General features: G+C 67.9%; 22 protein-coding genes and 1 pseudogene. 10 read left to right on the plus strand and 13 right to left on the minus strand.

Annotated features, from left to right (window positions below; translation table 11 throughout):
- Positions 1-52 precede the first annotated feature (52 nt).
- Both M9979_RS13460 and M9979_RS13465 read left to right on the plus strand, forming a co-directional pair.
- A complete protein-coding gene (locus M9979_RS13460) occupies positions 53-814 on the plus strand; it encodes an SDR family oxidoreductase (protein ID WP_254289873.1) in 762 nt (253 codons plus the stop codon).
- Complete coding sequence (locus tag M9979_RS13465; protein WP_254289874.1) at positions 814-1,278, plus strand: nuclear transport factor 2 family protein; 465 nt, start codon at positions 814-816, stop codon at positions 1,276-1,278. Before M9979_RS13460 ends, M9979_RS13465 begins: the two co-directional genes overlap by 1 nt.
- Here the strand turns inward: M9979_RS13465 and M9979_RS13470 are convergent.
- The 3 genes from M9979_RS13470 to M9979_RS13480 are packed head-to-tail and all read right to left on the minus strand — an operon-like array spanning position 1,275 to position 3,984.
- Positions 1,275-2,021, minus strand: a complete 747-nt coding sequence (locus M9979_RS13470; RefSeq protein ID WP_254289875.1) for an SDR family NAD(P)-dependent oxidoreductase — start codon at positions 2,019-2,021, stop codon at positions 1,275-1,277. The two genes, M9979_RS13465 and M9979_RS13470, sit on opposite strands and share 4 nt — an antisense overlap.
- Positions 2,018-2,884, minus strand: a complete 867-nt coding sequence (locus M9979_RS13475; protein ID WP_254289876.1) for an SDR family NAD(P)-dependent oxidoreductase — start codon at positions 2,882-2,884, stop codon at positions 2,018-2,020. Before M9979_RS13475 ends, M9979_RS13470 begins: the two co-directional genes overlap by 4 nt.
- Positions 2,885-2,904: 20 nt before the next feature.
- On the minus strand, positions 2,905-3,984 hold the full coding sequence (locus tag M9979_RS13480) for an aromatic ring-hydroxylating dioxygenase subunit alpha (protein WP_254289877.1): 1,080 nt from the start codon (positions 3,982-3,984) through the stop codon (positions 2,905-2,907).
- 191 nt (positions 3,985-4,175) lie between these two features.
- On the opposite strand from M9979_RS13480, the gene M9979_RS13485 reads away from it, so the two are divergent.
- From M9979_RS13485 to M9979_RS13495, 3 genes are all read left to right on the plus strand, one after another.
- Positions 4,176-5,603: an FAD-dependent oxidoreductase gene (locus M9979_RS13485; protein ID WP_254289878.1), complete on the plus strand. Its 1,428-nt coding sequence runs from the start codon at positions 4,176-4,178 to the stop codon at positions 5,601-5,603.
- A gap of 85 nt (positions 5,604-5,688) precedes the next feature.
- On the plus strand, positions 5,689-6,438 hold the full coding sequence (locus M9979_RS13490) for an SDR family NAD(P)-dependent oxidoreductase (RefSeq protein ID WP_254289879.1): 750 nt from the start codon (positions 5,689-5,691) through the stop codon (positions 6,436-6,438).
- Positions 6,439-6,449: 11 nt separating this feature from the next.
- Positions 6,450-7,169 carry an EthD domain-containing protein gene (locus M9979_RS13495; RefSeq protein WP_254289880.1) on the plus strand — a complete coding sequence of 240 codons (720 nt, stop codon included), beginning with the start codon at positions 6,450-6,452 and terminating at the stop codon, positions 7,167-7,169.
- 47 nt (positions 7,170-7,216) lie between these two features.
- Here M9979_RS13495 and M9979_RS13500 read toward each other — a convergent pair whose 3' ends face one another.
- The 5 genes from M9979_RS13500 to M9979_RS13520 all read right to left on the minus strand — a co-directional run bounded on the left by M9979_RS13500 (position 7,217) and on the right by M9979_RS13520 (position 12,190).
- Positions 7,217-7,624: a VOC family protein gene (locus M9979_RS13500; RefSeq protein WP_254289881.1), complete on the minus strand. Its 408-nt coding sequence runs from the start codon at positions 7,622-7,624 to the stop codon at positions 7,217-7,219.
- A gap of 22 nt (positions 7,625-7,646) precedes the next feature.
- Positions 7,647-10,088, minus strand: coding sequence for a TonB-dependent receptor (locus tag M9979_RS13505; RefSeq protein WP_254289882.1), 2,442 nt, complete (start codon positions 10,086-10,088; stop codon positions 7,647-7,649).
- A 227-nt stretch (positions 10,089-10,315) separates the two neighbouring features.
- Positions 10,316-10,927 (minus strand): hypothetical protein, encoded by a 612-nt coding sequence (locus M9979_RS13510; protein WP_254289883.1) that lies wholly within the window; start codon positions 10,925-10,927, stop codon positions 10,316-10,318.
- A 307-nt stretch (positions 10,928-11,234) separates the two neighbouring features.
- A complete protein-coding gene (locus M9979_RS17365; protein ID WP_254289884.1) occupies positions 11,235-11,711 on the minus strand; it encodes an Lrp/AsnC family transcriptional regulator in 477 nt (158 codons plus the stop codon).
- On the minus strand, positions 11,708-12,190 hold the full coding sequence (locus tag M9979_RS13520) for an Lrp/AsnC family transcriptional regulator (RefSeq protein ID WP_254289885.1): 483 nt from the start codon (positions 12,188-12,190) through the stop codon (positions 11,708-11,710). The genes M9979_RS17365 and M9979_RS13520 overlap by 4 nt, the downstream gene beginning before the upstream one ends.
- A 224-nt stretch (positions 12,191-12,414) precedes the next feature.
- Between M9979_RS13520 and M9979_RS13525 the strand changes: the two genes are divergently transcribed.
- Positions 12,415-13,377 carry an aldo/keto reductase gene (locus tag M9979_RS13525; protein ID WP_254289886.1) on the plus strand — a complete coding sequence of 321 codons (963 nt, stop codon included), beginning with the start codon at positions 12,415-12,417 and terminating at the stop codon, positions 13,375-13,377.
- Between the two features lie 125 nt (positions 13,378-13,502).
- Here the strand turns inward: M9979_RS13525 and M9979_RS13530 are convergent, their stop codons facing one another.
- Positions 13,503-14,195 carry a sugar phosphate isomerase/epimerase family protein gene (locus tag M9979_RS13530; protein ID WP_254289887.1) on the minus strand — a complete coding sequence of 231 codons (693 nt, stop codon included), beginning with the start codon at positions 14,193-14,195 and terminating at the stop codon, positions 13,503-13,505.
- 123 nt (positions 14,196-14,318) lie between these two features.
- A pseudogene (locus M9979_RS13535) lies at positions 14,319-14,747 on the minus strand (4-hydroxy-2-oxovalerate aldolase); the annotation flags it as partial.
- Between the two features lie 5 nt (positions 14,748-14,752).
- On the opposite strand from M9979_RS13535, the gene M9979_RS13540 reads away from it, so the two are divergent.
- The gene (locus M9979_RS13540) at positions 14,753-14,902 is read left to right on the plus strand and encodes an alpha/beta hydrolase (RefSeq protein ID WP_254289930.1); all 150 of its coding nucleotides are present in this window, start codon (positions 14,753-14,755) and stop codon (positions 14,900-14,902) included.
- Positions 14,903-14,941: 39 nt separating this feature from the next.
- On the opposite strand, the gene M9979_RS13545 is transcribed toward M9979_RS13540, so the two are convergent.
- Positions 14,942-15,997, minus strand: a complete 1,056-nt coding sequence (locus M9979_RS13545) for a DUF1214 domain-containing protein (RefSeq protein WP_254289888.1) — start codon at positions 15,995-15,997, stop codon at positions 14,942-14,944.
- Positions 15,998-16,180: 183 nt separating this feature from the next.
- Between M9979_RS13545 and M9979_RS13550 the strand changes: the two genes are divergently transcribed.
- The gene (locus M9979_RS13550; RefSeq protein ID WP_254289889.1) at positions 16,181-18,328 is read left to right on the plus strand and encodes an oxidoreductase; all 2,148 of its coding nucleotides are present in this window, start codon (positions 16,181-16,183) and stop codon (positions 18,326-18,328) included.
- 8 nt (positions 18,329-18,336) lie between these two features.
- On the opposite strand, the gene M9979_RS13555 is transcribed toward M9979_RS13550, so the two are convergent.
- Together M9979_RS13555 and M9979_RS13560 are read right to left on the minus strand one after the other, a co-directional pair.
- Positions 18,337-19,938 carry a GMC family oxidoreductase gene (locus tag M9979_RS13555; RefSeq protein ID WP_254289890.1) on the minus strand — a complete coding sequence of 534 codons (1,602 nt, stop codon included), beginning with the start codon at positions 19,936-19,938 and terminating at the stop codon, positions 18,337-18,339.
- Entirely contained in the window at positions 19,935-20,810 is an 876-nt protein-coding gene (locus tag M9979_RS13560; RefSeq protein ID WP_254289891.1) for a helix-turn-helix domain-containing protein, read from the minus strand. Before M9979_RS13560 ends, M9979_RS13555 begins: the two co-directional genes overlap by 4 nt.
- Before the next feature lie 168 nt (positions 20,811-20,978).
- Here M9979_RS13560 and M9979_RS13565 point away from each other — a divergent pair, with 168 nt between their 5' ends.
- Both M9979_RS13565 and M9979_RS13570 read left to right on the plus strand, forming a co-directional pair.
- Positions 20,979-22,193 (plus strand): cytochrome P450, encoded by a 1,215-nt coding sequence (locus M9979_RS13565; protein WP_254289892.1) that lies wholly within the window; start codon positions 20,979-20,981, stop codon positions 22,191-22,193.
- Positions 22,194-22,243: 50 nt separating this feature from the next.
- A complete protein-coding gene (locus tag M9979_RS13570) occupies positions 22,244-23,947 on the plus strand; it encodes an FAD-dependent oxidoreductase (RefSeq protein ID WP_254289893.1) in 1,704 nt (567 codons plus the stop codon).
- Positions 23,948-23,953: the final 6 nt, after the last annotated feature.

Genomic DNA, 23,953 nt, shown 5'->3' on the forward strand with positions numbered 1-23,953 from the left:
CATTGATATGCGCCATCTGTTGGCGATTCGGTGGTTTGTGGAGCGTATGCGTATGAAGCGCTTTGTAGTGACGGGATCCGGATCGGGGATCGGACGCGCCACCGCGGCGCGCCTTCGCGATGCCGGACACGCGGTGCTGGGCGTGGACCGGGCGAATGCGGATGTCGCCGCAGACCTCGGCACCCCGACGGGACGCGCGCAGGCGATCGACGCGATCGCGCGGCACTGGCCCGACGGAATCGACGGCGTCCTCGCCGCCGCGGGCATTTCCGCGCCCGATCGCGCGGCGGAGACGATCGCGATCAACCATTTCGGCGCGGTCGCGGTGCTGGAGGGCGTGCGGCCGCTGCTGGCAAAACACGGGCGCGGACGTGCGGTCGCGATCGGATCGACGTCGGTCCTGCTGCCGAGCGACGCGGCCACGGTCGCGCTGTGCCTGGCCGGAGACGAGGCGGGCGCGATCGCCGCCGCCGCTGCATCCGCGCAAACGTCGTACATGACATCGAAGCTGGCGCTGACGCTGTGGCTCCGCCGCGAAGCGGTGACGCGCGACTGGGCCGGATCGGGGATCCTGCTGAACGGCGTAGCGCCCGGCGTGGTTTCGACGCCGATGACCGCGCCGCTGTTCGACGACCCGGCGATGATGGCGCTGATCGCGCAGTCCAACCCGATGGCCGTCGAAGGATTCGCACAGCCCGAAGAGATCGCCGAACTGATCGTCCACCTGCTGACGATGGAGGGGCATTATCTGCTCGGCCAGATGATCTTCATCGACGGCGGGACCGATGCGATCATGCGGCCGGAGCGTTTCTGATGACCGATACCGTCACGCTCGACATGCTGCTTGCGGAACGCGCGATCGCGCGCGGCTTGTCGATCTTCGCGCGCACGCTCGATACGAAATCCTGGCACCGGTTGTCGGAGGTGTTCGCGGCAGACATCGTGTTCGACTATGGCGATGGGCAGGACCGCGCCGGGATCGTCGCGCTCGAGGCGCACATGCGGCGGTTCCTCGACATGTGCGGGCCGACGCAGCATCTGATCGGCAGCCTGCTGATCGACGTCGACGGCGACACGGCGGTCAGCCGCGCCTATGTCCAGGCCCGCCACCAGCGACGCGACGATCCGGCCGGTGCGATCTTCGATTCGACCGGCGAATATGTCGATCGCTGGCGACGGCACGGCGAGGGATGGCGGATCGTGCGGCGCGACGCGCTGTGGCAGATGCACAGCGGCGACCCGGCCGTCCTCGGCGCCGTCGAGAGCGATCTGGGCTAGGCGTGGACGCCGCCGTCGACGCGGACGATCGCGCCGTTCATGTGCGCGCCGTCCCGGCTGGCCAGCATCGCGATCACGCCCCCGATCGCGTCAGGCTCCTGAAAGCCGTTGGGTGCCTGCATGTGCGTGTACAGATCCCAATCCGCGCCCGCGACCATTCCGGTCTGGACGCTCTGCGCCAGCGGCGTGCCGATGCTGCCCGGCGCGACCGCGTTCACACGGACACCGCGCTTCATATATTCCCACGCCAGCGATTGCGTGAACGCCGCGATCGCGCCCTTGCTGGCGGCATAGCCCGCGAGGAAGGGATGGCCGAACTGGCTGGAGGTCGACGCGGCGTTGACGATGTTGCCGCCGCTGCGCTCGAGATGCGGCAGCGCCTCGCGACACATCAGGAACGTGCTGCCCAGATTGACGTGGACGCACCACAGGAAATCGTCGAGGCTCGTCTCGGCGACATGGCCCGAGCGGATCACGCCCGCCATGTTGACCAACACGTCGATCGCGCCGCCCGCGGCCCAGTCGCCTACGATCGCGCGCGCGGTCGCCTCGTCCGCGACCGAGCCCGTGCGGGTCGCGATGCCGTCCGCCGCCAGCGCGTCGAGCGCGTCCGCGTTCATGTCGACCGCCAGCACCTCGGCGCCCTCCGCGGCCAGACGCAGCACGGTCGCGCGACCGATGCCCGACGCACCGCCGGTGACGATCGCGCGCTTGCCCGCGAACCGTTGCCCGTGATCGGTCATGCCACGATCGCCGGATGCGCGATCCGCGGCTCGCCCAGCATCGCGCGATAGGAAGGCGGGCGCCGCCCCCCGGCCTCGGTGATGCCGTAACGCTCGGCGACCTCGGCAGCGATCAGCGTCTGCCCGCTGAGCGTCTCGCGCTCCGCATCGTCATGGATCGCGGCGATCACGCGGCCGTTGAACTCGGGCGTCTCCGCCTCGGCCATGAAGCTTTCATACTGCTCGGGATGCTCCGCCAGCGTCCGCTCGCTTCGCTCGGTGCGCAACGGCCCCATCCACAGCGAAACCGCCGCCACGCCGGTGCCACGGAAATCGACGCCCATGTCGGCGGCGAACTTGTCCACCCCCGCCTTCTGCGCGCCATAGGCGGGGCCGTGCATGTAGCAGACGGAACCGAAGCTGGACGTGAACGCGATCAGCCCGGTCCCTGCGGGCACCATCATCCGCGCCGCATGCCAGCTGGCGAGATAGTGCGAGCGCAGACCCACGTCGAGGATGCCGACGAGGTCGGGGGATTTGTCCCAGAACGGCCCCGGCTTCACCAGATCGTCGTGGAGCGCGGCGACGTTGTTGACGAGGATATCGAGCCGTCCGCTCTCGTCGCCGATCCGCGCGAACAGGTCCGCGATCGCCTGCGCGTCGCCGTGATCCACCTGGACCGCGCGCCCCTCCCCGCCGGCCGCATCCACCTGCGCCGCGGTCGCGCCGATCGTGCCGGGCAGCGGCGCTGCGCCTTCCTGAAGCGTGCGACCCGTTACGTACACGCGGTATCCCGCGCCGCCCAGCGCGGCCGCGATCCCGCGCCCCGCACCACGGCTGGCGCCGGTGACGAGCGCCACCGGGCGCTCCGACCTGATCGGCATGACTGTTTTCGCCTCTTCGCTCAGGCCGCTTGCGGTTCGTTGCGGCGATCGACGCTGACCACCAGACCCTCGGCGCGCTTCTGATACTCGCCCGCCTTGTCGCGCGGCTGGAAGAACTGTTTGTACCAGGTGCGCAGCTTGCCGAACGGCCCGTCACCGGGCACGACCATCGGATTGAAGCACGGCCGCTTGTGCTGCCAGACCTCGACGTCCTGTGCCAGCGCCATGCGGCTGCCCTCCTGATAGGCGAGCGCTGCGCCGCGCAGTTCGTCGGTGATTGGCGCGGTGCCGTCGTTCACCTGCACCATCAGGCCGTGCCACACGCGCGTGCAGCCCTCCTCGACGGGGGTGTGCGCGATCATGATGAATGAGTCGAAATCGCCCTTCATGTCCGACTGGAGGATTGCGGGTCCGGTGTACCAGGTCGAGGTGTAGAGCTGTGCGTTGGGCTCGGTGACGAGCGTGCGGTGCCCCGACGAGAAATACTGCCAGACCTGATGGCCTTTGAACTCGTTGGCGAAATAGGTCGTGTTGATCGATCCGTGGATCGGCTGGAAATGCGCCAGATCGGCCATGTTGTCGACGATCTCGATCGGGTGGCTCTGCAGGTCGCCCATATGGTCGATCTTCCAGTTGACCCAGCCGGGCGAATCATAGTGGCCGCCGAAGACGGGCAGGTCGAAATCGGGCTCCAGCCCCTCGGGATCGTGCCAGACCCAGATGATGCCCGCGCGCTCCAGCGTGGGGAAGGTGCGCAGCCTCGCCGCCTTGGGCCGCGCGTCCGAATAGGGGATGTGATTGCACTGGCCATCGGTGCCGAAGCGCCAGCCATGATAGGGGCAGCGGATCGACTCGCCCTCGATCTGCTCGTTGTCGCGCACGATGTACGAGGTCGAATTGTTCGCCAGGTGCGCGCCCATGTGCGGACAATACGCCTCGACCACATAGGGGCTGCCGCTCTCGCCGCGATAGATCACCAGATCCTGCCCGAAATAGCGGATCGCGCGCGGCGCCTTGGTCGCTTCGCTCGCGGGGCCGACCATGAACCAGCCGCGCGGATAGTCGAAGTCGCCGAGGCGATAATCCTTGGAGGTCACCATGTCTTCATCCTCTCGTCCTGCTGCTGCGTGCCATGCGCGTTCGATGCGGCCCGGCGCAAGCCCGTGTCGGCTTTGCCTTTACCAGAAGCATCCTACGCATATCAATGATTGTTATGGCGCGATCTCTTGGAATATATAGAGGAACCGGACGATAAGATACGCAAAGCCCGAGCTGAAAGAGGATGCGAGCCATGACGGATGGCGAGATGGCGGACCTGATCGTGGTCGGGCTGGGTGCGGCCGGTGCCTCGGCGGCGATCGACGCGGCCCGCGCCGGGCTCGACGTGCTGGTGCTGGAACGCGCGTCGGGCGGCGGCGGGTCGACCGCCGCGTCCGGCGGGTATCTCTATCTCGGCGGCGGCACCTCGGTGCAGACCGCCAACGGCTATGCGGACTCGGTCGAGGACATGATTGCGTTCCTCACCTGCGAGATGCCCGATCCGCCGCACGACAAGATCCGTGCCTATTGCGAGGCCAGCGTCGCGCACTTCGAATGGCTGAAGGCGCAGGGGGTGCCGTTCAACACGAAATATTTCGGCGGCAAGCATTTCGAGGTGCCTTCCGACGAAACGCTGTCGTGGACCGGCGGTGAGAAGGCGCATCCCCACGTCACCGTCGCCCGCCCCGCCCCGCGCGGCCACATGGTCGCCGCGCAGGGGGCCGCGGGACACGTCCTGATCGAACGGCTGATCGCCGCCGCAGAGGGCGCAGGCGTGCGCTTCGCCTATGACGCCAACGTCACCGATCTGGTCACCGACGACGGCACGGTGACGGGCGTACGCTATCGCAGCGAAGGGGCAGAGCGTGTCGCGACCGCGCGCCACGGCGTGCTGCTGGCAACCGGCGGGTTCGCCATGGACCCCGCGATGCTCGCCGAACACCTGCCGGTGATGGCGCGCGACGACGTGTATGTCGTCGGCGGCGCCTATGCAGACGGCGTCGGCATCCGGCTGGGGCGGAGCGTCGGCGGCGCCACGAAGCATATGCACGCGCAGCTCATCACCTCGCCGCTGTATCCGCCCGAGGGTTATCTGAAGGGCGTGCTGGTCAACCGCGACGGCGACCGCTTCGTCGCGGAAGACAGCTATCACGCGCGCACCAGCCAGGCGATCGTCGACCAGCCCGGCCACGTCGCCTATCTGATCGTCGATACCGCGATGTACGAGCCGCCCAGCTTCGGCCAGCAGCAGCTGATCGACGTGTGGGAGGATTTCGCATCGATGGAGCGCGACCTTGGCCTGCCGGAAGGTCGCCTGCAGGCGACCGTCGCGCGCTACAACGCCGATGCGGCGGAGGGCCGCGACGGCGCGATGCACAAGCATGCCGACTGGTGCCAGCCACTGGTCGTGCCACCGTTCGCCGCGGTCGACTGTTCGCTGGGCAAGGCGGTGTTCTCCGGCTTCTCGCTGGGGGGCCTCGCCACCGACGTTGACGGTCGCGTCCTGCGCGAGGACGGCAGCGCGATCGACAGGCTCTACGCGGCCGGCGCGACCGCCTCGAACCTGGCGCAGGGCTCGTCGAGCTACGCCAGCGGCGTGTGCCTGGGCGAATCGACCTATTTCGCGCGACGGGTCGCGGCGGCGGTCGCACGTGATGCCGCGTTGGCCGCCGCGGCATGAGCGGCGACCGCATTCATTCGATCGATGCCCACGCGCGGATCGCCAGCCTGAAGGGCTATCGGGGCGGCAAGGATATGGAGCCCGCATGACCGATCTTTCGGGCAAGGTCGCGATCGTCACCGGCGGCGGGCAAGGCGTCGGCTTCGGGATCGCAAGCGCGCTGGCGGGCGCGGGCGCGCGGGTGATGATCTCGGGGCGCGACGAGGACCGGTTGCGCGCGGCGGTGGCTCGGATCGAGGGCGCATCGTGCCACGTGTCCGACGTGCGCGACCCGACGGGACTCGACGCGCTGGTCGCCGCGACGCTCGACGCGTTCGGCGCGATCGACATCCTGGTCAACAACGCGCAGCAGGTGCCGCTCGGCCGGCTGGCGGATGTTTCCGACGAGGCGTTCGTCGCGGGGTTCGAGAGCGGGCCATTGGCCACGTTCCGGCTGATGAAGCGGGTCGCGCCGCACATGGGCGCGCGTGGCGGCGGCGTCATCTTCAACCTGGTCAGTTCGGCGGGCGTGCGCTGGGACATGGGCGGGTTCGGTGCCTATGGCGCGGTCAAGCAGGCGACGCGGGTCCTCACCCGCGCGGCCGCGTCCGAATGGGGCGCGGACGGCATCCGCGTGCTGTCGATCGCGCCGCACGCGCTGAGCGAGGCGATGCAGGCGTGGATCGAAGCGAACCCGTCCGAGGCCACCGCCTTCTTCCGCACGATCCCGCTCAAGCGGCTGGGCGATCCGCACGACGACATCGGCCGCGCAGTCGTGCTGCTGTGTGATCCGGCGGCGAGCTATCTGACCGGCGCCACCATCCCGCTCGACGGCGGGCAGGCGAATTTCGACTGAGGACCCGATCGATGCAGAAGGTGATCTATGCGCTGTGGCGCCGCGGGAACGAGGATCGCACGGCGCTCAACGTGCGGCTTCGCGACACGATGGCGCCTGCGTTGCTGGCGCGCGACGACGTGCGGGGCATACGGCTGAACCTGCAGGACGACGATGTCGTCCGCGCCGCCGGGCTGCGGATGCGTTGCGGCGGCGCCGAACAGCCCGACGCGGTCGTCCAGCTTTGGCTCGACGTCGCGCACGACGCGTTCCGTGCACCGATCGATGCGCTGCTGTCCGACGGTGGCACGCGGATCGCGGCGTGGCTGGTGATGGCGTCGACCGTGATCCGCAACCCCGACACGCCCGCGCCGCCGGGCACGCGGACCAAGGGGTTCTCGCAGATCTGCTTCCTCAAACGGCCCGCGCATCTCGACGAGCCGGCGTGGCGCCATGCCTGGCAGGGGTTGCACACGTCGGTCGCGATCGAGACGCAGGCGAATTTCGAATATATCCAGAACCTGATCGTCCGCCCGCTGGTCGCGGGGCCGCACGACTATGCCGCGATCGTCGAGGAATGCTTTCCCGCCGACGCGATGGACGATCCGTACGTGTTCTTCGACGCGGTCGGCGACGAGGCCCAGTTCACCCGCAATACGAAGGCGATGGCGGACAGTTGCGCGCGCTTCATCGGGGCGGATTGCGTCGACCTGCTCCCGACCAGCCAGTACGACCTGCGTGTCGCCGGATAGCGAAGACTGCCGGTCGCGCACCCCCCGCGCGGCCGGCAGTCCCGTCCTCACGCGACGGGCGGGTTCCAGGCGCCCGTCACCTGGACGACCTCGATCAGATTGTCCTCCGGATCGGTGACGAACGCGACCCGGACGCCATGTTCTGGCATGTCCGTGGCCGCTTGGACGAGCGCTCCACCCGCCCCCGTCGCGCGTTCGACGAACGCGTCGACGTCCTCGGTCTGGAAGCCCAGGATCACGCTGTCGCCGGTCGCGCCCGCGCGATCGAGCCACTTCCACAGGACGAAGGTCGCCGCCCCCTGTCCCGTGGGGTTGAACAGGATCTCGTCGATCTTGCGGTCGTTGACCGCGGCGGAGACACGCGCCAGCTCGGTCAGCCGGCACACCGTCTTGTAGAAGGTGGCGGTCGCCTCGAGATCGTCGACGATCAGTTTGGTGAAGCCGAAATGGTCCATCGTCACTATCCTGTTCCCGCGCTTACCAGTTGAAGTTGAGCGACACGCCGATCTCGCGCGGTGGCGAAATGACAGCCGTACGATATCCTGAGTCGAACGGTGCGCCCGCCGCCCCGGTCGGCTGGAACGTCACCGGATCGAGCCCCGTCGTCGGGTAGGTCGCGACCCCCTGGCCGACCCGTGTCGCCCGTGCCTGATCGAGCAGGTTCTTGGCGAAGACACTGAGCTCCCACTTGTTGTCTGGTCCGCGCAGCCCGCCGAACAGGCTGATGTTGGTGAACGCACGATATGAGTAGTTGTCGAGCTCGGAGTCGAAACCCGGACGATAGCTCACCAGCCCGCGCAGGAACGGCTGGAGCTGTCCCGCCGCGAAATGGACCTCGCCATTGGCGGTCAGATTGAAGCGGGGTATCTGTGCCAGCCGGTCGTTGCGCGTGCATACCGCGACCTGCCGGCCGGCGGGCACCCGCGGCGTCCCGTTCGAATCCGGTGCACCATCGCCATTGTAATCGTTGCAGTAAATCTGCGCATTGTCGTAATGCGCATCGGCGTAGCTGGCGTTGACCGACAGATCGAAGGCGTCGCTGATGCGCGCCGAAATCTGCCCTTCGATCCCGCGTGAGCTGGCGTTGCCAAACGTGGGCAGCGGCGCGGTCGACGGATCGACCGCCCCCGCGACGCGCGACGAATTCGTCGTCAGGGCGGGCTCATAGCCGATATAGTTCTTGAACTTCTGGTAGAAGGCGGAGACGTTCACGTTGACCCGCCGCTCGAACAGACTGGTCTTGATGCCCACCTCGCCCGAGTCCGACGTTTCCTTGGGCGTGATGAGGATGCTGCTGTCGAGCGGCGTCGTGACCGCGACCGCCGACACGCCCGGACGGAACGAGCGGCCATAGCTGACATAGGTGGTGACGTCGGGCGTCACCTTCCACGTCAGGCTGGCGCCGCCGGTCAGCGCGCGGAAATGCTGGTCCGCGCCTTGCGGCGAGATCGTCGGGAAGTTCTTGAGCTGGTAGATGCCGAACGTCGGCAGGAAGACGCTGAGGAAACTCTGGCGCCGGATATCCGCCCAGTTGTAGCGCGCGCCAGCCTCGATCTTCAAAGTCGGCGTGAACTCATAGCCGACCGAGGCCGTCCCCGAATAGGCGATCGACTTCACCGGAACCTGGACCGCGACGTCGATCGGGAAGGTCGCGAGAGCGGCGGGCAATGGCGTGAACGCGAATCCGCTGAACACGTCGTTCTCCTGCGTGACATCGACGCTGTTCTTGGTGTTGAAATAATTCCCACCGACGCTCCAGCTGAACGGCCCGTCCCCGCTCGACGTCAGCCGCAGATCGGCATTCCATGTCCTGTAGGGAATGCTAGTGGTCTGGTTCAGCGACTTGTTGGGAACCGCATTGGCAACATCCTGATCGCGGCTCTGCTTGAGCAGCGTATCTTGGTAGCCGCCATTGAACGACAGGGTCGCGCCGTCGAAATGATAGTCCGCCGCCAGCGTGACGAGGTTGGTGCGATTCTGGAAGCGCGGTCGCGCCTCGGTCACGGAACGACGGTCACCGATCGAAAGAGCCGGGCCGCTACGCGACGGATCGAGCAGACTGGGCTGCTTGCCCGGCCCGAATACCGCGATGTAGGGCGACACGTCGTTGGTGAGATACTGGTAGGTCAGCACCGAATTGAACTTGCTCGACGGCGACCAACGCAGCGACAAGCGCGCACTTTCGGTGTCGCCGCGCGAGCGCTCGCCATTCACGTTGCGGACTTGGTTCGCCCGGTTCGCGTCGACCAGCACCGCGCCGCGGATCGCCAGCGTGCCGGGCACCAGGGGGATGCTCGCACCGCCCTGAAAATTACCGCTGCCCCGAAGCGTGCCGGTCGCCTGGACATAGCCCTCGGGCTCGTTCAGGTTGGGCCGCCGCGTGGTGAGCGTGATCGAACCCGCCGGCGATGTCTGCCCGCGGAAGATGCCCTGCGGACCGCGCAGCACCTCGATCTGGCCGACATCGTAGATGCCGGTGAATGCGGTCTGCGGATCTACGGGCACCTCGTTGATATAGACGGTCACGGCGGGCGATGATCCCGAGTCCGGATCGAAGGTGACGCCGCGCAAGGTCGCGACGTTCGAGCGGCCGTCGTTGTTGGTCAGCTGAAGCCCCGGCGACAGAGCCTGGACGTCCTTGAAATCGAACAGGTTGAGCTTTTTGATGTCCGCGCCCGACACCACGTCTACCGACAGCGGGACATCCTTCAACGCTTCCGCACGACGTGTCGCGGTGACGATGATCTCCGCGCTGTCCTGCGTCGCTTCGGAACCGGGGCGGGGGTTGTCGGTGCGCGCTTCCGGGGTCGGCTGTACAGCGCTGGGGACCGCGCCGGGCGCTGCCTCCTGGGCCATCGCCGGTACGCTCCACGCCAGCAAGCTACCCGATAGGAACAAAGTCGCGCGAACGGTAACCATATCCACCCCTCCGATAATGCGCAGCTTATAGCCGTCTTCTAATACGCAAATCGCGAATACGGCGGAGTGGCGGAATTTGCAATGCCCTTACGCAGCCGAGGCGTCAGCGCCATCGCCGAACCACGCAACGGTTGACGCGACAGACACACCGATGCGGATGCGGCTGAGTTCGCTTGCCCAATAGGCGGCCGATCCATCCGCGAGTCGCCAGACGTGCAGACATCGCATCAGCATCTGCAGATCATGTTCCTCGCTGATCCCGATCGCACCGAACACGCCATGTGCGATACCCGCAATCTCCGCCGCCGCGATCGCCGCACCGTGCTTGGCGACGGCTGCGTCGCGCGCACCCGGGACGATATCACCCCGGTGCCGATCCCGGCCGCGATTCGCGCCGCGACCGACTGCTCCGCCATCACCGCCAGCTGCTGTCGGCCGATCGGCTTGCCGAACGGGGTGCGGTCTTTGGCATGGGCCAGAATCAGATCGAGAATGTGCGTAGCGGCACCCGCGATCAGATGCGCACGCAGCATCGCCGACACCGGCCGCATCGCGACGCTGCCGGGTATGTCCAGGACGGCATCCAGCGCGCCGCCGTTGGACGGACCGTGCGTCGGCGTCGGCGGCGAGAGCGTGGGTGTCTCGGTCGTGCCGTGCAGCGCGTGTTCCGCAAAAACGCCACCCGGCGTCACGCCGCTGCCCGTGACCAGAACGATCGGCCCGTCGGGCCGCGCCAGTCCCGCGCGGGCAAGTAACGCCCGCGCCAGCATCGTCTCGCCGACCGGCAACGGCACGGCATGATGCCCCAGCAGCGTCAGCAGCGGCCCGACCTGCGCCATCGACAGGCCCGCGCTGCCTTCCGCTTCGGGACCAGCGCGTCGGGGAACCCGCTGTCGGCAACGCCTGCCACATGGCACGCCAGTCGCTGCCGCGTTCGATCGCGCGCACCGCATCCAGGCTCGATACGTCCGCCAGCAGACGCGCGAAGGGTTCGGTCAGTTCGTCCATCGGTTCACCTCAGCCTCAGGCCGCGCGCTGATGCCGCGCAGGATTTCGCGCGTGCCCCCGCGCAACGAAAAGCTCGGAGCGATCTGCGTCGTGTAGAGCCCGGCCCAACCGCCTTGGCCAGCCGCGACGATGGCGCGGTCAGGCCGAGGCGGAAATCTTTGCCACGCCCGCTTCGTATTTCAGATTGTGGATCGAGATCGACGTCTCGACCCGGCGGACGCCCGCCAGCGTACGAATCCGATCGGTGACCAGGTCGTTCAACCCCTCGACGCTGGTCATCAAGGCCATCGCCATCAGGCTGTAGCGACCCAGCAGAACGATGACGCATCCGATCTCCGCCATGTCGGACAGCTCGCGCGCGAGCGCTGCAACCCGCGACGGATCCGCGTCGATACCGATCATGCACAGGTTGGGGGAGCCCGCCATCCGGAAATCGGTCACGACCGTGAACTGGATCAGCCCTTCGGCCTGCAGCCGTTTGATCCGCGTGCGGATCGTGCCTTCGGTCACGCCCAGATCGGCGGCGATCCCGCGGTTCGACACGCGCGCGTCGCGCGACAGTTTGTCGACGATCTTGCGGTCGAGCTCGTCGAGGCGACTGTTCGCGCCGTTCACAGCGGCACCACGTTGAATTCGAACTTGACGATGTCGGCGGCGATGCCGGGGCTGATGTGGGTCACGCCGTGGATCGCGGCGATGTGTTCGAGGAGCAAGGTGTTGATCTCGCCGAAATCGTGCAGCCCCACCAGCAGCTCCAGTTCGTGCGGACCATTCATGATGTTGACGCTCAATACCTCTGGCAGCTTCGCCAGATCGCGACCGACCTGGCGCACGTCGCGCCCCTGCACCTTGACGCCGAGCGCGATCAGCACGTTGTAGTTATGCGCGGAGAAGTCGGTGACAGCGACGACACGCATGACGTGCGCATCTTCCATGCGCCGAAGCCGGGTCGATACCGTCGCGGCGGTTACCGAGAGCCGGTCGGCCAGTTCCTGGTTCGTCGCGCGTCCGTTGACCCGCAGAAGCTCGATGAGCTTCGTATCGAGGTCGTCCAGCGTCGGCGCCGAAAAGGCCTTCCCGTTTCGGATCTGCATTCAGCGTACTTTCTCGGTCATCCGCCGACGCATAACGCGACGATCCGGCAATCGCCAAGGGATAACGTCGTCAATCGACATACCCAGGACTGCGGCGCGTATCGCGCGAACGCTACGCAAATAGAACGCCGGCGTCCATATTTGCCTTGAGTTGCGCATATCAGCGACGCTATCGTCCGATCCAGAACCGGCCGTTCCGCACGGTCGCATATATGGAGATCAGGATGCTTGGCCACGTAACGCTTGCCCATACCGACCTGGACGTCAGCCGGCTGTGCTACGGCACGAACATGCTCGGCACCGCGATCGACCAGTCGGGCGCGAACGCGATCCTCGACCGGTTCGCAAGCCTGGGCGGCAATTTCATCGATACCGCGCGCTCCTATGGCGACTGGATCCCCGACGCGCCCGCCGGCGCGAGCGAGCGGGCGATTGGCGCATGGCTCAAGACGCAGGTTCGCAAGGATTTCGTGATCGGCACCAAGGGCGGATTCTACGACATGCGCGCCGGCGACTACCGCAACCGCGTGACGCCGGCCGACATCGCCGATGATCTGTCGCAGAGTCGGGAGCATCTCGGCGTCGACACGATCGATCTGTACTGGCTGCACATGGACAATGCCGAGGCCCCCGTCGAGCCGATCGTCGACACGCTGATCGCGGCGAAGAGCGCGGGTCACATCCGCTGGTTCGGCGCCTCGAACTGGACGGCGGCACGCGTTCTGGAAGCGAACGCCTATGCCAAGTCCAAGGGTAGCGAAGGCTTCGTCGCGGTCCAGCCCTTCTGGGGTCTGGCCAAGCCGAACGAGCCCAATGCGATGCAGCAGGGCTATCAACTGTATTTCGAGGATCACGGCGCGTCGCTCATCGACGCCGGTCTCGCGATCGTGCCGTATTGCGGGCAGAGCCGAGGTTATTTCTCGAAGCTCGACGCCGGTGGCGCGACCGACGATCTCAAGGCATTCTACGACAATCCCGCCAACGAGGCCCGGTTCGAGGCGGCTCGCCGCGTCGCTGCGAACCGGGGCGTTCCGATCGCCGACGTCGTGCTCGCCTATCTGCTCAACCAGCCGGGGCAGGTGATCCCGATCTTCGGCGCATCGAGCCCGACGCGCGTCGAGGAGAGCGTCGGCGCGGCCGCGCTCACCCTGACCGCGGATGAGGTCGCGGAACTGCGCGCGGCCTGACGGTTGGCGGCGGCGTTACCGGCCCGTCCGGTGACGCCGTGGCCGCGGGTCTTCACAAGCACCGGCCGATGCCACGTCGTGCGATAGATCGACCCGCCGGCGGCAAAGCCGGACGAGTCGTCCCATCATCCCTGCGCGCGTGTCATCGCGGCGACCGCCATCCGCACCCGATCGAGCATCGGTATCCCCGCCTCGATCGCAGACTGCTGCGGCACTTCGACGCTGACCGGCACGGACGCGTCCATGCCGGCGAGGACCTGCGCGATCGGAAAGCCCCCCTCACCCGGCAGCCATCGCTGGAGCCCCGCCTCCCACTCGATCCGGTCCGCAGCCATCGCCCCCGGCCCGTCGCTGACCTGGACGATGCGGATCGCCGGATCGGCCAGCCGCGACGCCATCAGCGGCCATTCGCCTGCGCGCATGAGGTGGAGCAGGTCGAGCGTCACGCCAACACCGTCGCACGCGACCGCGGCGACGGTATCCAGCGCGGCAACAAGCGACGCGACCTGCGACGGCGCGTAGAATTCCACCGCGAGCGCGATGCCGTGGCCTGCCGCCAGCGCGGCCAGTTCGCCTAGCCGCTCCACCCGGCGCTGCGGCTCACGATCGTAGCACAGCACGTTGGCCAGCGGCGCGCCCAGTTCGGCGGCGGCGGCCAGCGCCGGCTCAAAGTCGGCGACGATCGTGCGCCCGGTCATCGTGAACGGGTAGACCAGATCGACCGTCACCCCCGTGTCGCGCAGGACGTGCCGCAGGTCACGCACGCCGGCGGAATCACGGGTCAGGTCATAGGGTGGCATCGCCGGCAGCACCGGCATGGCGTGCAGGAAGGCACAGATGCCGGTGCAGCCGTCGCGGCCGCCAGCCGCGCCAGTTCGACCGGCGTCGCATCGACGACCGTCAGGTGATCGAGCGACAGCCGCCGCATGCCCACCCCTCGCCTATGCCGCCGCCTCGCGATCCCGCAGCATGTCGAGCGCGACATCGACGATCATGTCCTCCTGGCCCCCGACCATCTTGCGCCGGCCCAGTTCGACCAGGATCGTGCGTGTGTCGATGCCATAGGTCTCGCTCGCCTTCTCGGCATGCCGCAGGAAGCTCGAATAGACACCCGCATAGCCGAGCGCGAGCGTCTCGCGATCGACGCGAACCGGGCGATCCTGCAGCGGCCGGACCAGATCTTCCGCCGCATCCATCAGCGCCATGACGTCGCAGCCATGGTTCCAGCCCTTGCGATCGGCGGCGGCGACGAACACCTCGAGCGGCGCGTTGCCCGCACCCGCGCCCATGCCCGCGAGACTTGCGTCGATCCGCACCGCGCCGCATTCCGCGGCGACCAGCGAATTGGCGACGCCCACCGAAGGATTATGCGCCGGTGCGGCGCGCGGCGGGCGTCGAGGTGGAGATGACGCGCTATCCGGGAATGGTCCACGGGTTCGTGTCGTGGGTGGGGTTCCTGCCGGGCGCGCAGGCTGCGATCGCGGATGCCAGTGCTTTCCTGAAACGCGCGTTCGGCACGGCCTGACGCGGGATCCGGGGAGCGGCGTCGCTCCCCGGAACATCGTCAGACCTTGACCACACGGCATTGCGGGACGGGATGGTCGTGCGCCTCGATCCAGCGCCACAGCGCGGTTCCCGATCGGTGCCCCGACAGATCGATCCAGTTGCCGTAACCGGGATCGCGATCCGCACACACCACGATGACGCTGCCGTCCGCCTCATGGTGCGCGTTCGCACCATTGACCCAGACCTTGCGGTTGACGTGATCGAGTGACTCCATCCACCAGTTGTCGAGCTGAAAGTTCCAGAAGCGACATTCGGGCGGATGCGCCTCGATCACCAGCGCCTCGTCGGGGGCAAGATCGTAATAGAGGTGGCCGTACCAGATCTTGGGGTCGCCGCCCGCGCGATAGAACACGCTCTGGTCGCCGTCGTAGATCCGGTTAGGCTGCGCCATGAACCAGCGCGTCCATTCGGCGAAGGTATTGGCGGTGCCGCGCACCCATTGCGCCGCGCCGAACAGTTGCGCCTCGATCGCCTGTGGTGTCAGCAGCGCGGGCACGTCGGGCCCGGGGCTGATCCGCTCCACCCGGACGGTGGCGGGCGTCTCGACGCTCTTGTCGTTGAACGTCTGGCGGATGATGAGCAGCGTGGTATCGTCCGCCATCGGCAGCCAGTTGCCCGGCTGTCGCTGCGCGCTCGCGACGATCTCGAACGTGCCGTCGTCCTCGACCGCGACGTCGGCGAACTCGATCTCGCCGGTCGACGCCATCGTCCCGTCGATCGCGTAGCGGTTCGCCTTCGACCCGATCGACAGATACGGCACCGTCCCGCGCTGCCCGGTCAGGCGATATTCGCGATCGCCGCGCACGACGACCTGCTGGTACAGATTGTCGGGGTTGTCCGCGCCGATCTTGATCGTGTCGTCGGTCAGCAGGAACAGCCGCGGGAAATCGGGATCGGCGGAATCGACCAGCATGTTCAGCGCGGTGCGCGTCAGCCGGCTAAGATACCGTACCCCCTCCGCCTGATCGAGCGGCGTTGTCGGCGCATCGGGGCGAAGCAGGACGTCGCCGCAATCCGCCAGCCGCTCACAGAAAGCGCGCCACGTATCTGCCAAATGTACATCCGTTGCGGTTTCGTCGCTCATTCGATCCGTCTCCCACTCGCGGCGTTGGGTGCGACCATATCACGATGGCCACCGTTGACTACGCACAACAGCTATATACACGTGACGATTTGCCCTATATTCATCACGGTCGAGCATTTGGCCTACGCATATGATTAGAAGAGGATTCTGTCGATGGCGTTCGCCCTGAATCGCACTCCGGCGCGTGCGGCGCGATCCGCCTTGCTCGAACCGGGTCACATCGGGGCGCTTGCGCTGCCGAACCGGATCGTCCTGACCGCGATGGGGGTCAGCCTCGCCGAACCCGACGGCAGCGTCGGTGAACGGCTGATCGCGTATCATCGCGCGCAGGCGGAAGGCGGCGCGGGACTGATCGTGATGGGCGTGACGGGTGTCGCCTGGCCCGTCGGCGCGGTCCAGCCGCGGCAAAGCGCGATCTCGGACGATCGCTTCGTGCCCGGGCTGATGCTGCTGACCCGGACTGTCCATGACGCGGGCGGGCGGATCGCCGCGCAGCTCCACCATGGCGGGCTGGTCGCGTCGCATTCGGCGCAGGACGGCCACCCGCTCTGGGCGCCCGCGGTGCCGCCGCCGTTCGCAGGCGACTTCCCCGACTATTTCCTGCCCGAGGAGATGGCCGCGTTCGCGGGCGGCGCGGTACCCGAGCTCAAGGTGCTGGACGAGACCGACATCGCGGTGGTGGTCGCACAGTTCGCCGCGGCGGCGGATCGGGCGAAGCGCGCCGGGTTCGACGGGGTCGAGATCCATGGCGGGCACGGCTATCTGCTGTCGTCCTTCGTCTCGCCCGCCACCAACACGCGCACCGATGGCTATGGCGGCGATCTGGCGGGACGGGCACGGCTGCTGGTCGAGGTCGTCCGCGCGGTGCGTGCCGCGGTCGGCGCCGGATTCGCGATGTGGGTGAAGATCGACGCGCACGAGATCGGGCGCGCGAACGGCATCGCGATCGAGGATGCGGTTGCGCTGGCGCCGATGATCGAAGCGGCGGGCGCGGACGCGATCACCGTCACCGCCTATCACGACGTCGGCCAGGGCAAGCTGCACTCGGCGTCGAACATCCCGCACGTGCCGGGCGCGCATCTCGCGCTCGCGGCGCGGATAAAGGCGGCGGTGCGCATCCCGGTGATCGCTTCGGGACGGATCGAGATCGATCGCGGTGAACGCGCGCTGGCGGACGGCGCATGCGATTTCGTCGCGATGGGGCGCAAGCTGCTCGCGGACCCGGCGCTGCCCGCCAAGCTGGCGAACGGACGCGGGGCGGACATCCGCCCGTGCATCTATTGCTATACCTGCGTCAGCACCGCCTATCTGCGCGAGCAGGTGCGGTGTGCGGTACGGCCCGAGACGGGGTATGAGGACCTCGACTGGACGCCCGTCGCGGCGCCGGGTCGGGTCGTGATCGTCGGCGGTGGCCCCGCGGGGATGGAGGCGGCACGCAGGCTCGACGCGGCGGGATCGCGGGTCGTGCTGATCGAGCGATCGGATCGGCTGGGCGGCACGCTGCGCTTCGCCGCCCTCGCCTACGAGCCCAACGAGCGGCTGCTGGACTGGCTGCGCGCGCAGATCGCGGCGAGCGGCGTCGAGGTCCGGCTGTCGACCGAGGCGACGCCGGACCTGATCGCGTCGCTGACGCCCGACCGCGTGGTCGTCGCATCGGGCGCGGTGCGCGACATGCCGCCGATCCCGGGGGCGGAGCGCGACCATGTGCTGTCCGGCGACGACCTGCGCGCGCTGCTGCTCGGCGAACGGTCCGAGGCGGTGCGGCGCAAGGTGGGACTGGCCGCACGCGTGGCGGCGCGGATCGGCGCGGCGACGGGGGCGACCGCCAATCTGGAACTGGTGCGAACCGCGACGCGCGGCTGGATGCCGCTGGGCCAGCGGATCGTGATCGTCGGCGGCGAGCTGGTCGGCTGCGAGCTTGCGGAATTCCTCGTCGAGCGCGGGCGCGAGGTGACGATCGTCGGCGAGGCGGACAAGCTGGGGGGCGGGCTGTTGATCGTGCGGCGGATGCGGCTGCTGGCGGAGCTGCGCGAGCATGGCGTCGCGATGTTCGCGGGCGTATCGGGAATTGCGATCGACGAGGAGGCGGTGCGCTTCGTCGATACGCACGGAACAGCGCAGGCGATCGCGGCGGATCACGTCATCGTCGCGATGGGTGCGCGGGGCGACTCGACGCTTGCCGATGCGTTACGCGCGCACGGTCTGGCGGTCGATGAGATCGGCGACGGCACGGGCGTAGGGTATATCGAAGGCGCGATGCGCGGGGCGGCGACGCTGGTCGCGGGGTACGGCCGGGGCTGATTGGCGCGTCAGGCCAGGATCATGTCCGCGGCCTTTTCTGCGACCATCATCGTCGGCACGTTGGTGTTGCCACTCGGCACGCGCGGCATCACCGAGGCGTCGACGACGCGCAGCTGCGCGACGCCGTGGACGCGCAGCTGCGGATCGACCACCGCCATCGCGTCGTGCCCCATCCGGCACGTGCCGACGGTATGGATGTCGGACACCGCGGTCTGGCGGAGATAGGTGTCGAGTTCGTCGTCGGAGCGAACGTCCGCGCCGGGTGCGAGTTCGGCGCCGCGCACCGCATCGAACGGCGCCTGCACGAAGATGTCGCGCACCGCGCGGATCGCGGCGCGGCCGCGGGCTAGATCACCCGGCGTCGACAGGATGTTCGGATCGATCGCGAGCGGATCGCCGGGCTTGCCGCCGGTCAGCCGGATCTCGCCGACGCTTTCGGGATGGAGCAGATCGACATGCGCGAAATAGCCGTGCTCCATGATGAGCTTTCGCCCCATCGCCTCGTACAGCGCCATCGCGAAATGGATCTTGATGTCGGGCTCCGCGGCGCCGGGCATCGTGCGCAGATAGGCGAAGGTCTCGGCGGGCGGATTGGCGAGCGGGCCGCGGCGAAACAGCACGAAATTCGCCGCCGCCTTCGCCGCGACCAGCGGATGAAAGAAGTTGAACATCGAGATCGGCTGGGTGCACGCCTGCTTGACCGAGACCGCGACGTGATCGCGATAGTTCTGGCCGACGCCGGGCAGGTCGCGCTGGACCGAGATGCCATGTTCGCCGAGGTGCGCGGCGGGGCCGATCCCCGACAGCATCAGGATGTGCGGCGAATGGATCGCGCCTGCCGACACGATCACCTCGCGCGCCGCGTGCGCCGTCATGCTGGCACCGCGATGCCTGTAGGCGACACCGGTCGCCCTGCCCTGCGCGATGACGACGCGCTCGACATGCGCATCGGTGACGACGTGCAGGTTGGCGCGTGAGCGCGCGGGCTTGAGATAGGCGCGCGCCGCGCTCCACCGCCGGCCTGCGGACGCGGTGACGTCGGCAGGGCCGACGCCCTCGCGGTGCGTGCCGTTGGGATCGTCGTTCCACGGCACGCCGGCGGCGACCGCGGCATCGGCGAATGCGCGCGCGAGCGGGTGCGTGATCCCCGGCCTGGTCACCAGCACGGGACCGTCGTTGCCGTGATAGCCGGCATCGCCCCCGGGCCGGAAATCCTCGAGCTTGCGGAAATAGGGCAGCACATCGTCATATGCCCAGCCCTCGTTGCCGAGCTGGCGCCACAGGTCGTAATCGCCACGCGCGCCGCGATCATAGACCATGCCGTTGATCGATGACGATCCGCCCAGCACGCGGCCGCGCGGCGTGTAGACCTGGCGTCCGTCGGCGTGTTTCTGGGGCACGCTGACGTGCATCCACTGGAACAGCCCGCGATACATGATCGGAAGCAGCCCGCCGGGCGCGTGAATGAAGATGCTGCGATCGCGCCCGCCCGCCTCGATCAGCAGCACGCGGTTCGCGGGATCGGCGGAAAGGCGGTTGGCAAGGACGCAGCCGGCGGATCCCGCGCCCACGATGACGAAGTCGTACTGGCCAGCGGTCGTGTCGGTCATCGCGGCCCCTGCAACGATCGGTGCACGGCGGCGGCGGCGCGGCGACGCTGGCACCAGGTCCGCGGCGGCAGTCCGGTCGCACGCCGAAACGCGGCCGAGAAGGCACTGTCGCGCGTGAAGCCGGTGGCGGCGGCGATCGCCTTGATCGGCAGGTCGCCCGCATCGAGCAATGCCATCGCACGGCGCATCCGCGCGCGCTCGATCGTGCACGCCGCACTTTCGCCGGCCAGAGCGCGATACAGCCGCGTGAAATGCCGTTCGCTGACGCCGCACAGCGCGGCCAGTTCGGCAAGCGTCGGCACGGGTCCTTCCGCGTCGATCCGCGCGACGACGCGCGCATGCTGCCAATCCGCCAGTCGCGCCGCCACCTGCGTGCGCTCCGCCCGCGCGGCGATGCTGCGCCCGGTCTCGATCAGCAGGGCATCGGCATAGGCGCGGACAAGGCCGTCGCTTTCGGCACCGGGACGGATCAATTCGTCGCGAATATACCCCATCAGCTGGCGAAGCCGCGTGCCGCGCAGGTCGAGCCCGTCGCCCACACGCTCGCCGCCGAGCGCGAGGCGTTGCGCGGCTGTTCCTGCATCAGGGTTCACCGTGACCCGAACGACGCGGACGTGCCCACCGACGCTGCGCGCGTGGATGTCGACGTCGGCAGGCCGCATGAACAGCGTTCCCATGAAGCGGAACCGGGCCGGATCGAGCGCGGGAAAGGCGGCCATGCCGTCGGTCGAAAAGGGCGGCATCGACATCTCGATCATGTGCCGCGGTTCGCGCACCGTCAGGTCGATCGGCCCGGACCATCGCCATTCCACGATCTGCGCGCAGCCATAGGGCAGCGCGCGTTCGGCGATGATCGCTGGCTCCGTCGTCATGAAACAGACCTGCATCTGCGTAGTCCGTCGGTCAAGACGCGGACCGATCCGATGGCCGGGCGGCGGCGAAAGGGCCGGGTCGCGTATTGTCACCGGCTTGATGCGGTTGTGCGGCGATCGCACAGTCGATGCCTACAGGTCGCGCAGCCGGCCACAGGAGAGTGCCCGATGCCCCCCGCCCCCATTCCTTCGCATGTGCCCGAACACCGCGTCCACCGCTTCGATTTTCGCGACCAGGACGGATTGCGGCACGATCCCTGGACCTATCTGGCGGGCATGAGCGACTTGCCCGACATCTTCTTTTCCCCCGATCTGGGCGGCTATTGGGTGGTGACGCGCGCGGCGCTGATCGACGAGGTGTTCTGCGACCACGAACGCTTCACGGCGACGTCGCTCGCGATCCCGCGGATCGAGAATCCGATGACGCTGATCCCCAACCATTTCGATCCGCCCAGGCACGGCGTCTATCGCAAGCTGATGGCCAACGGCATGTTTTCGCCCCGCGCGCTGGCGACATTGGAGCCCGACACCCGGCGGCTGACGCTCGACCTGTTCGACGGGTTCGCGCCGGGCACGTGCGAGTTCGTGCACGACTTCGCGTACCGGCTGCCGATCGACATCTTCCTCGAGTTGATGGGGGCGGACGCGGCGTATCGCGACGAATGCCTGCATTTCATCAAGCTCGTCTTTCGCGGCACCACGCTTGCGCAGACGACCGAAGGGTTCGTCGCCGCCAACGCGTTCGTGACGCGCTGGCTGGACGCGCAGGTCGCGGCGCCGGCGGCAAATGCGGGCCCGATGTTCCAGGCGATGCTCGCCGCGCGGATCGAGGGCCGGCCGCTGAACGTCGAAGAGATGCGCGCGATCACGATGATGCTGTTCATGGGCGGGCTCGACACGATCACCTCGCAGATGACGCATATCATGCGGTTCCTGGCCGAAAGCCCCGGTCACCGCCAGGCGTTGATTGACCGGCCGGAGACGATCCCGGTGGCGCTCGAGGAACTGCTGCGCCGTTTCGGCATCTCGTATATCGGCCGCGCCGTCGCGACCGACTTCACGTGGCGGGGGGTGGAGCTGCGCCGGGGCGATGCGGTATGCGCGGCGACGCCGATCGCCGGGCTCGACCGCCGCGCCTTTCCCGACCCGCTGGTCGTGGACTTCGACCGCGCGGGCGCGGGCCGGCGCGTCAAGCATCTGGGCTTCGGTTCGGGCCCGCACCTGTGCATCGGGGCGCATCTGGCGCGCGTCCAGCTCACCGTCATGCTGCAGGAATTGTTGCCGCGGATGCCCGGGCTTCGCGTCGCGGCGGGGCACGCGATCGAGAACCTGCCGGGTTCGACGATGATGCTGAAGGCGCTGCCGCTCCAGTGGAACTGCTGAACGCTTGCACTGTCGATCTGCGTAGCTAAAAGATACGGTAACGACGTATTATGGTGGAGAGCGAAGCGATGGCGACTTGGGACAAGGAGGTCGACGTGCTCGTCGTCGGCACCGGCGCCGGTGGCCTGACCGCGGCGATCAACGCCGCCGACGCGCATGGCGACGTGCTGGTCGTGGAGAAAGCGGACGAGTTCGGCGGCACCTCTGCCACCTCTGGCGGCGGGATCTGGATCCCGGCGAGCGACCTGGCGCGCGATGCTGGGCAGGCGGACAGCGCGGAGGAGGCATTCGCCTATATCCGCCCGCAAAGCGCCGCCAACGTGCCCGACGGGACGATCAAGGCGTTCGTCGACCAGGCGCCGCGGATGCTGCGCTGGCTGCACGCGAAAACGCCGGTCCGCTACGACAGCGTGCCCTATCCCGACTATCACGTCGAATATGAGGGCGGGAAGCACGGCTTCCGCACGCATCTGCCGCGCGGCATCGACGGACGGCTGCTGGGCGACGACATCCTGAAGCTGCGCTCCGCCTCTCCCGCCGCCAGCCTGGGCGGGATCGTCAACTGGAGCTTCACCGACACCAACTACCTGCTGTTCCGGCACAAGGGCTGGCAAAAGGTGCTGGCGAAGATGCTGTGGGCGTACGCCAGCGACTGGAAGCACCGGCTCCGCTCGCGCAAGGATCGCAACCTGACGCTGGGCAACGCGCTGGTCGGGGGGCTGTGGATCGCGCTGCGCGAACGCAAGGTTCCGGTGTGGCTCGATACGCCGCTGGTCGATCTGGTCGAGGAGAACGGCGCGATCACGGGTGCGATCGTCCGGCACGAGGGCAAGACGGTGCGCGTGCGCGCGCGGCGCGGCGTGATCCTCGCCGCGGGCGGGTTCGAGCGCAACGCCGAGATGCGCGCCGAGCATCTGCCCGGATCGCCCGACCCGACGATCTCGGGTAGCCAGGTCAACAATACGGGTGATGCGATCAACGCCGCGGCGCGGATCGGCGCGGGCCTGCGCAACATGCAGTCGACCTGGTGCGCACCCGTCTTCCGCGTGCCCGGCGAGGATCGCGCGCGGCTGTCGTCGATCGAGCGCGCGCTGCCCGGCTCGATGATGGTCAACCGCGACGGCCGCCGTTTCCTGAACGAGGCGGCATCCTATCACGTCGTCGGGCAGAAGATGATCGAGGGCGAGCGCAGCGGCGGGAAGACCAGTCCCGCCTGGTTCGTGTTCGATGCGACCTATCGCAAGAAATACCCGGCGGGTCCGCTGTTCCCGATCGTTCCCGACGCGCTCCAGCTCAAGGGTGTACGCGAGACGATGAAGAAGGCGTCGAGTGTCGAGGGGCTGGCCGCCGCGATCGGGGTTCCCGCCGACACGCTCAAGGCGACGCTGGCGCGGTTCAACGCGGACGCGATCACCGGCGTCGATACCGAGTTCGACCGCGGCGGTCCGGCCTATGACCGGATGTATGGCGATCCGTCGGTCAAGCCCAACCCGACACTCGCACCGATCGTGGCCGCGCCCTTCTATGCTCTGCCGATCTATGGCGGCGACATCGGCACCAATGGCGGCATCGTGACCGACGAGAACGCGCGTGCGCTGGATACGGACGGCCACGTGATCGCGGGGCTGTACGCGATCGGCAATACCGCCGCCTCGGTGATGGGCGAGAGCTATCCCGGCGCGGGCGTGACGCTGGGACCCGCGATGACGTTCGGTTATGTCGCGGCGCGACATGCGATGGGCGTCAACGCCTGATCGGGC

The sequence above is a fragment of the Sphingomonas liriopis genome (assembly GCF_024211255.1).
Lineage (GTDB): Bacteria > Pseudomonadota > Alphaproteobacteria > Sphingomonadales > Sphingomonadaceae > Sphingomonas > Sphingomonas liriopis.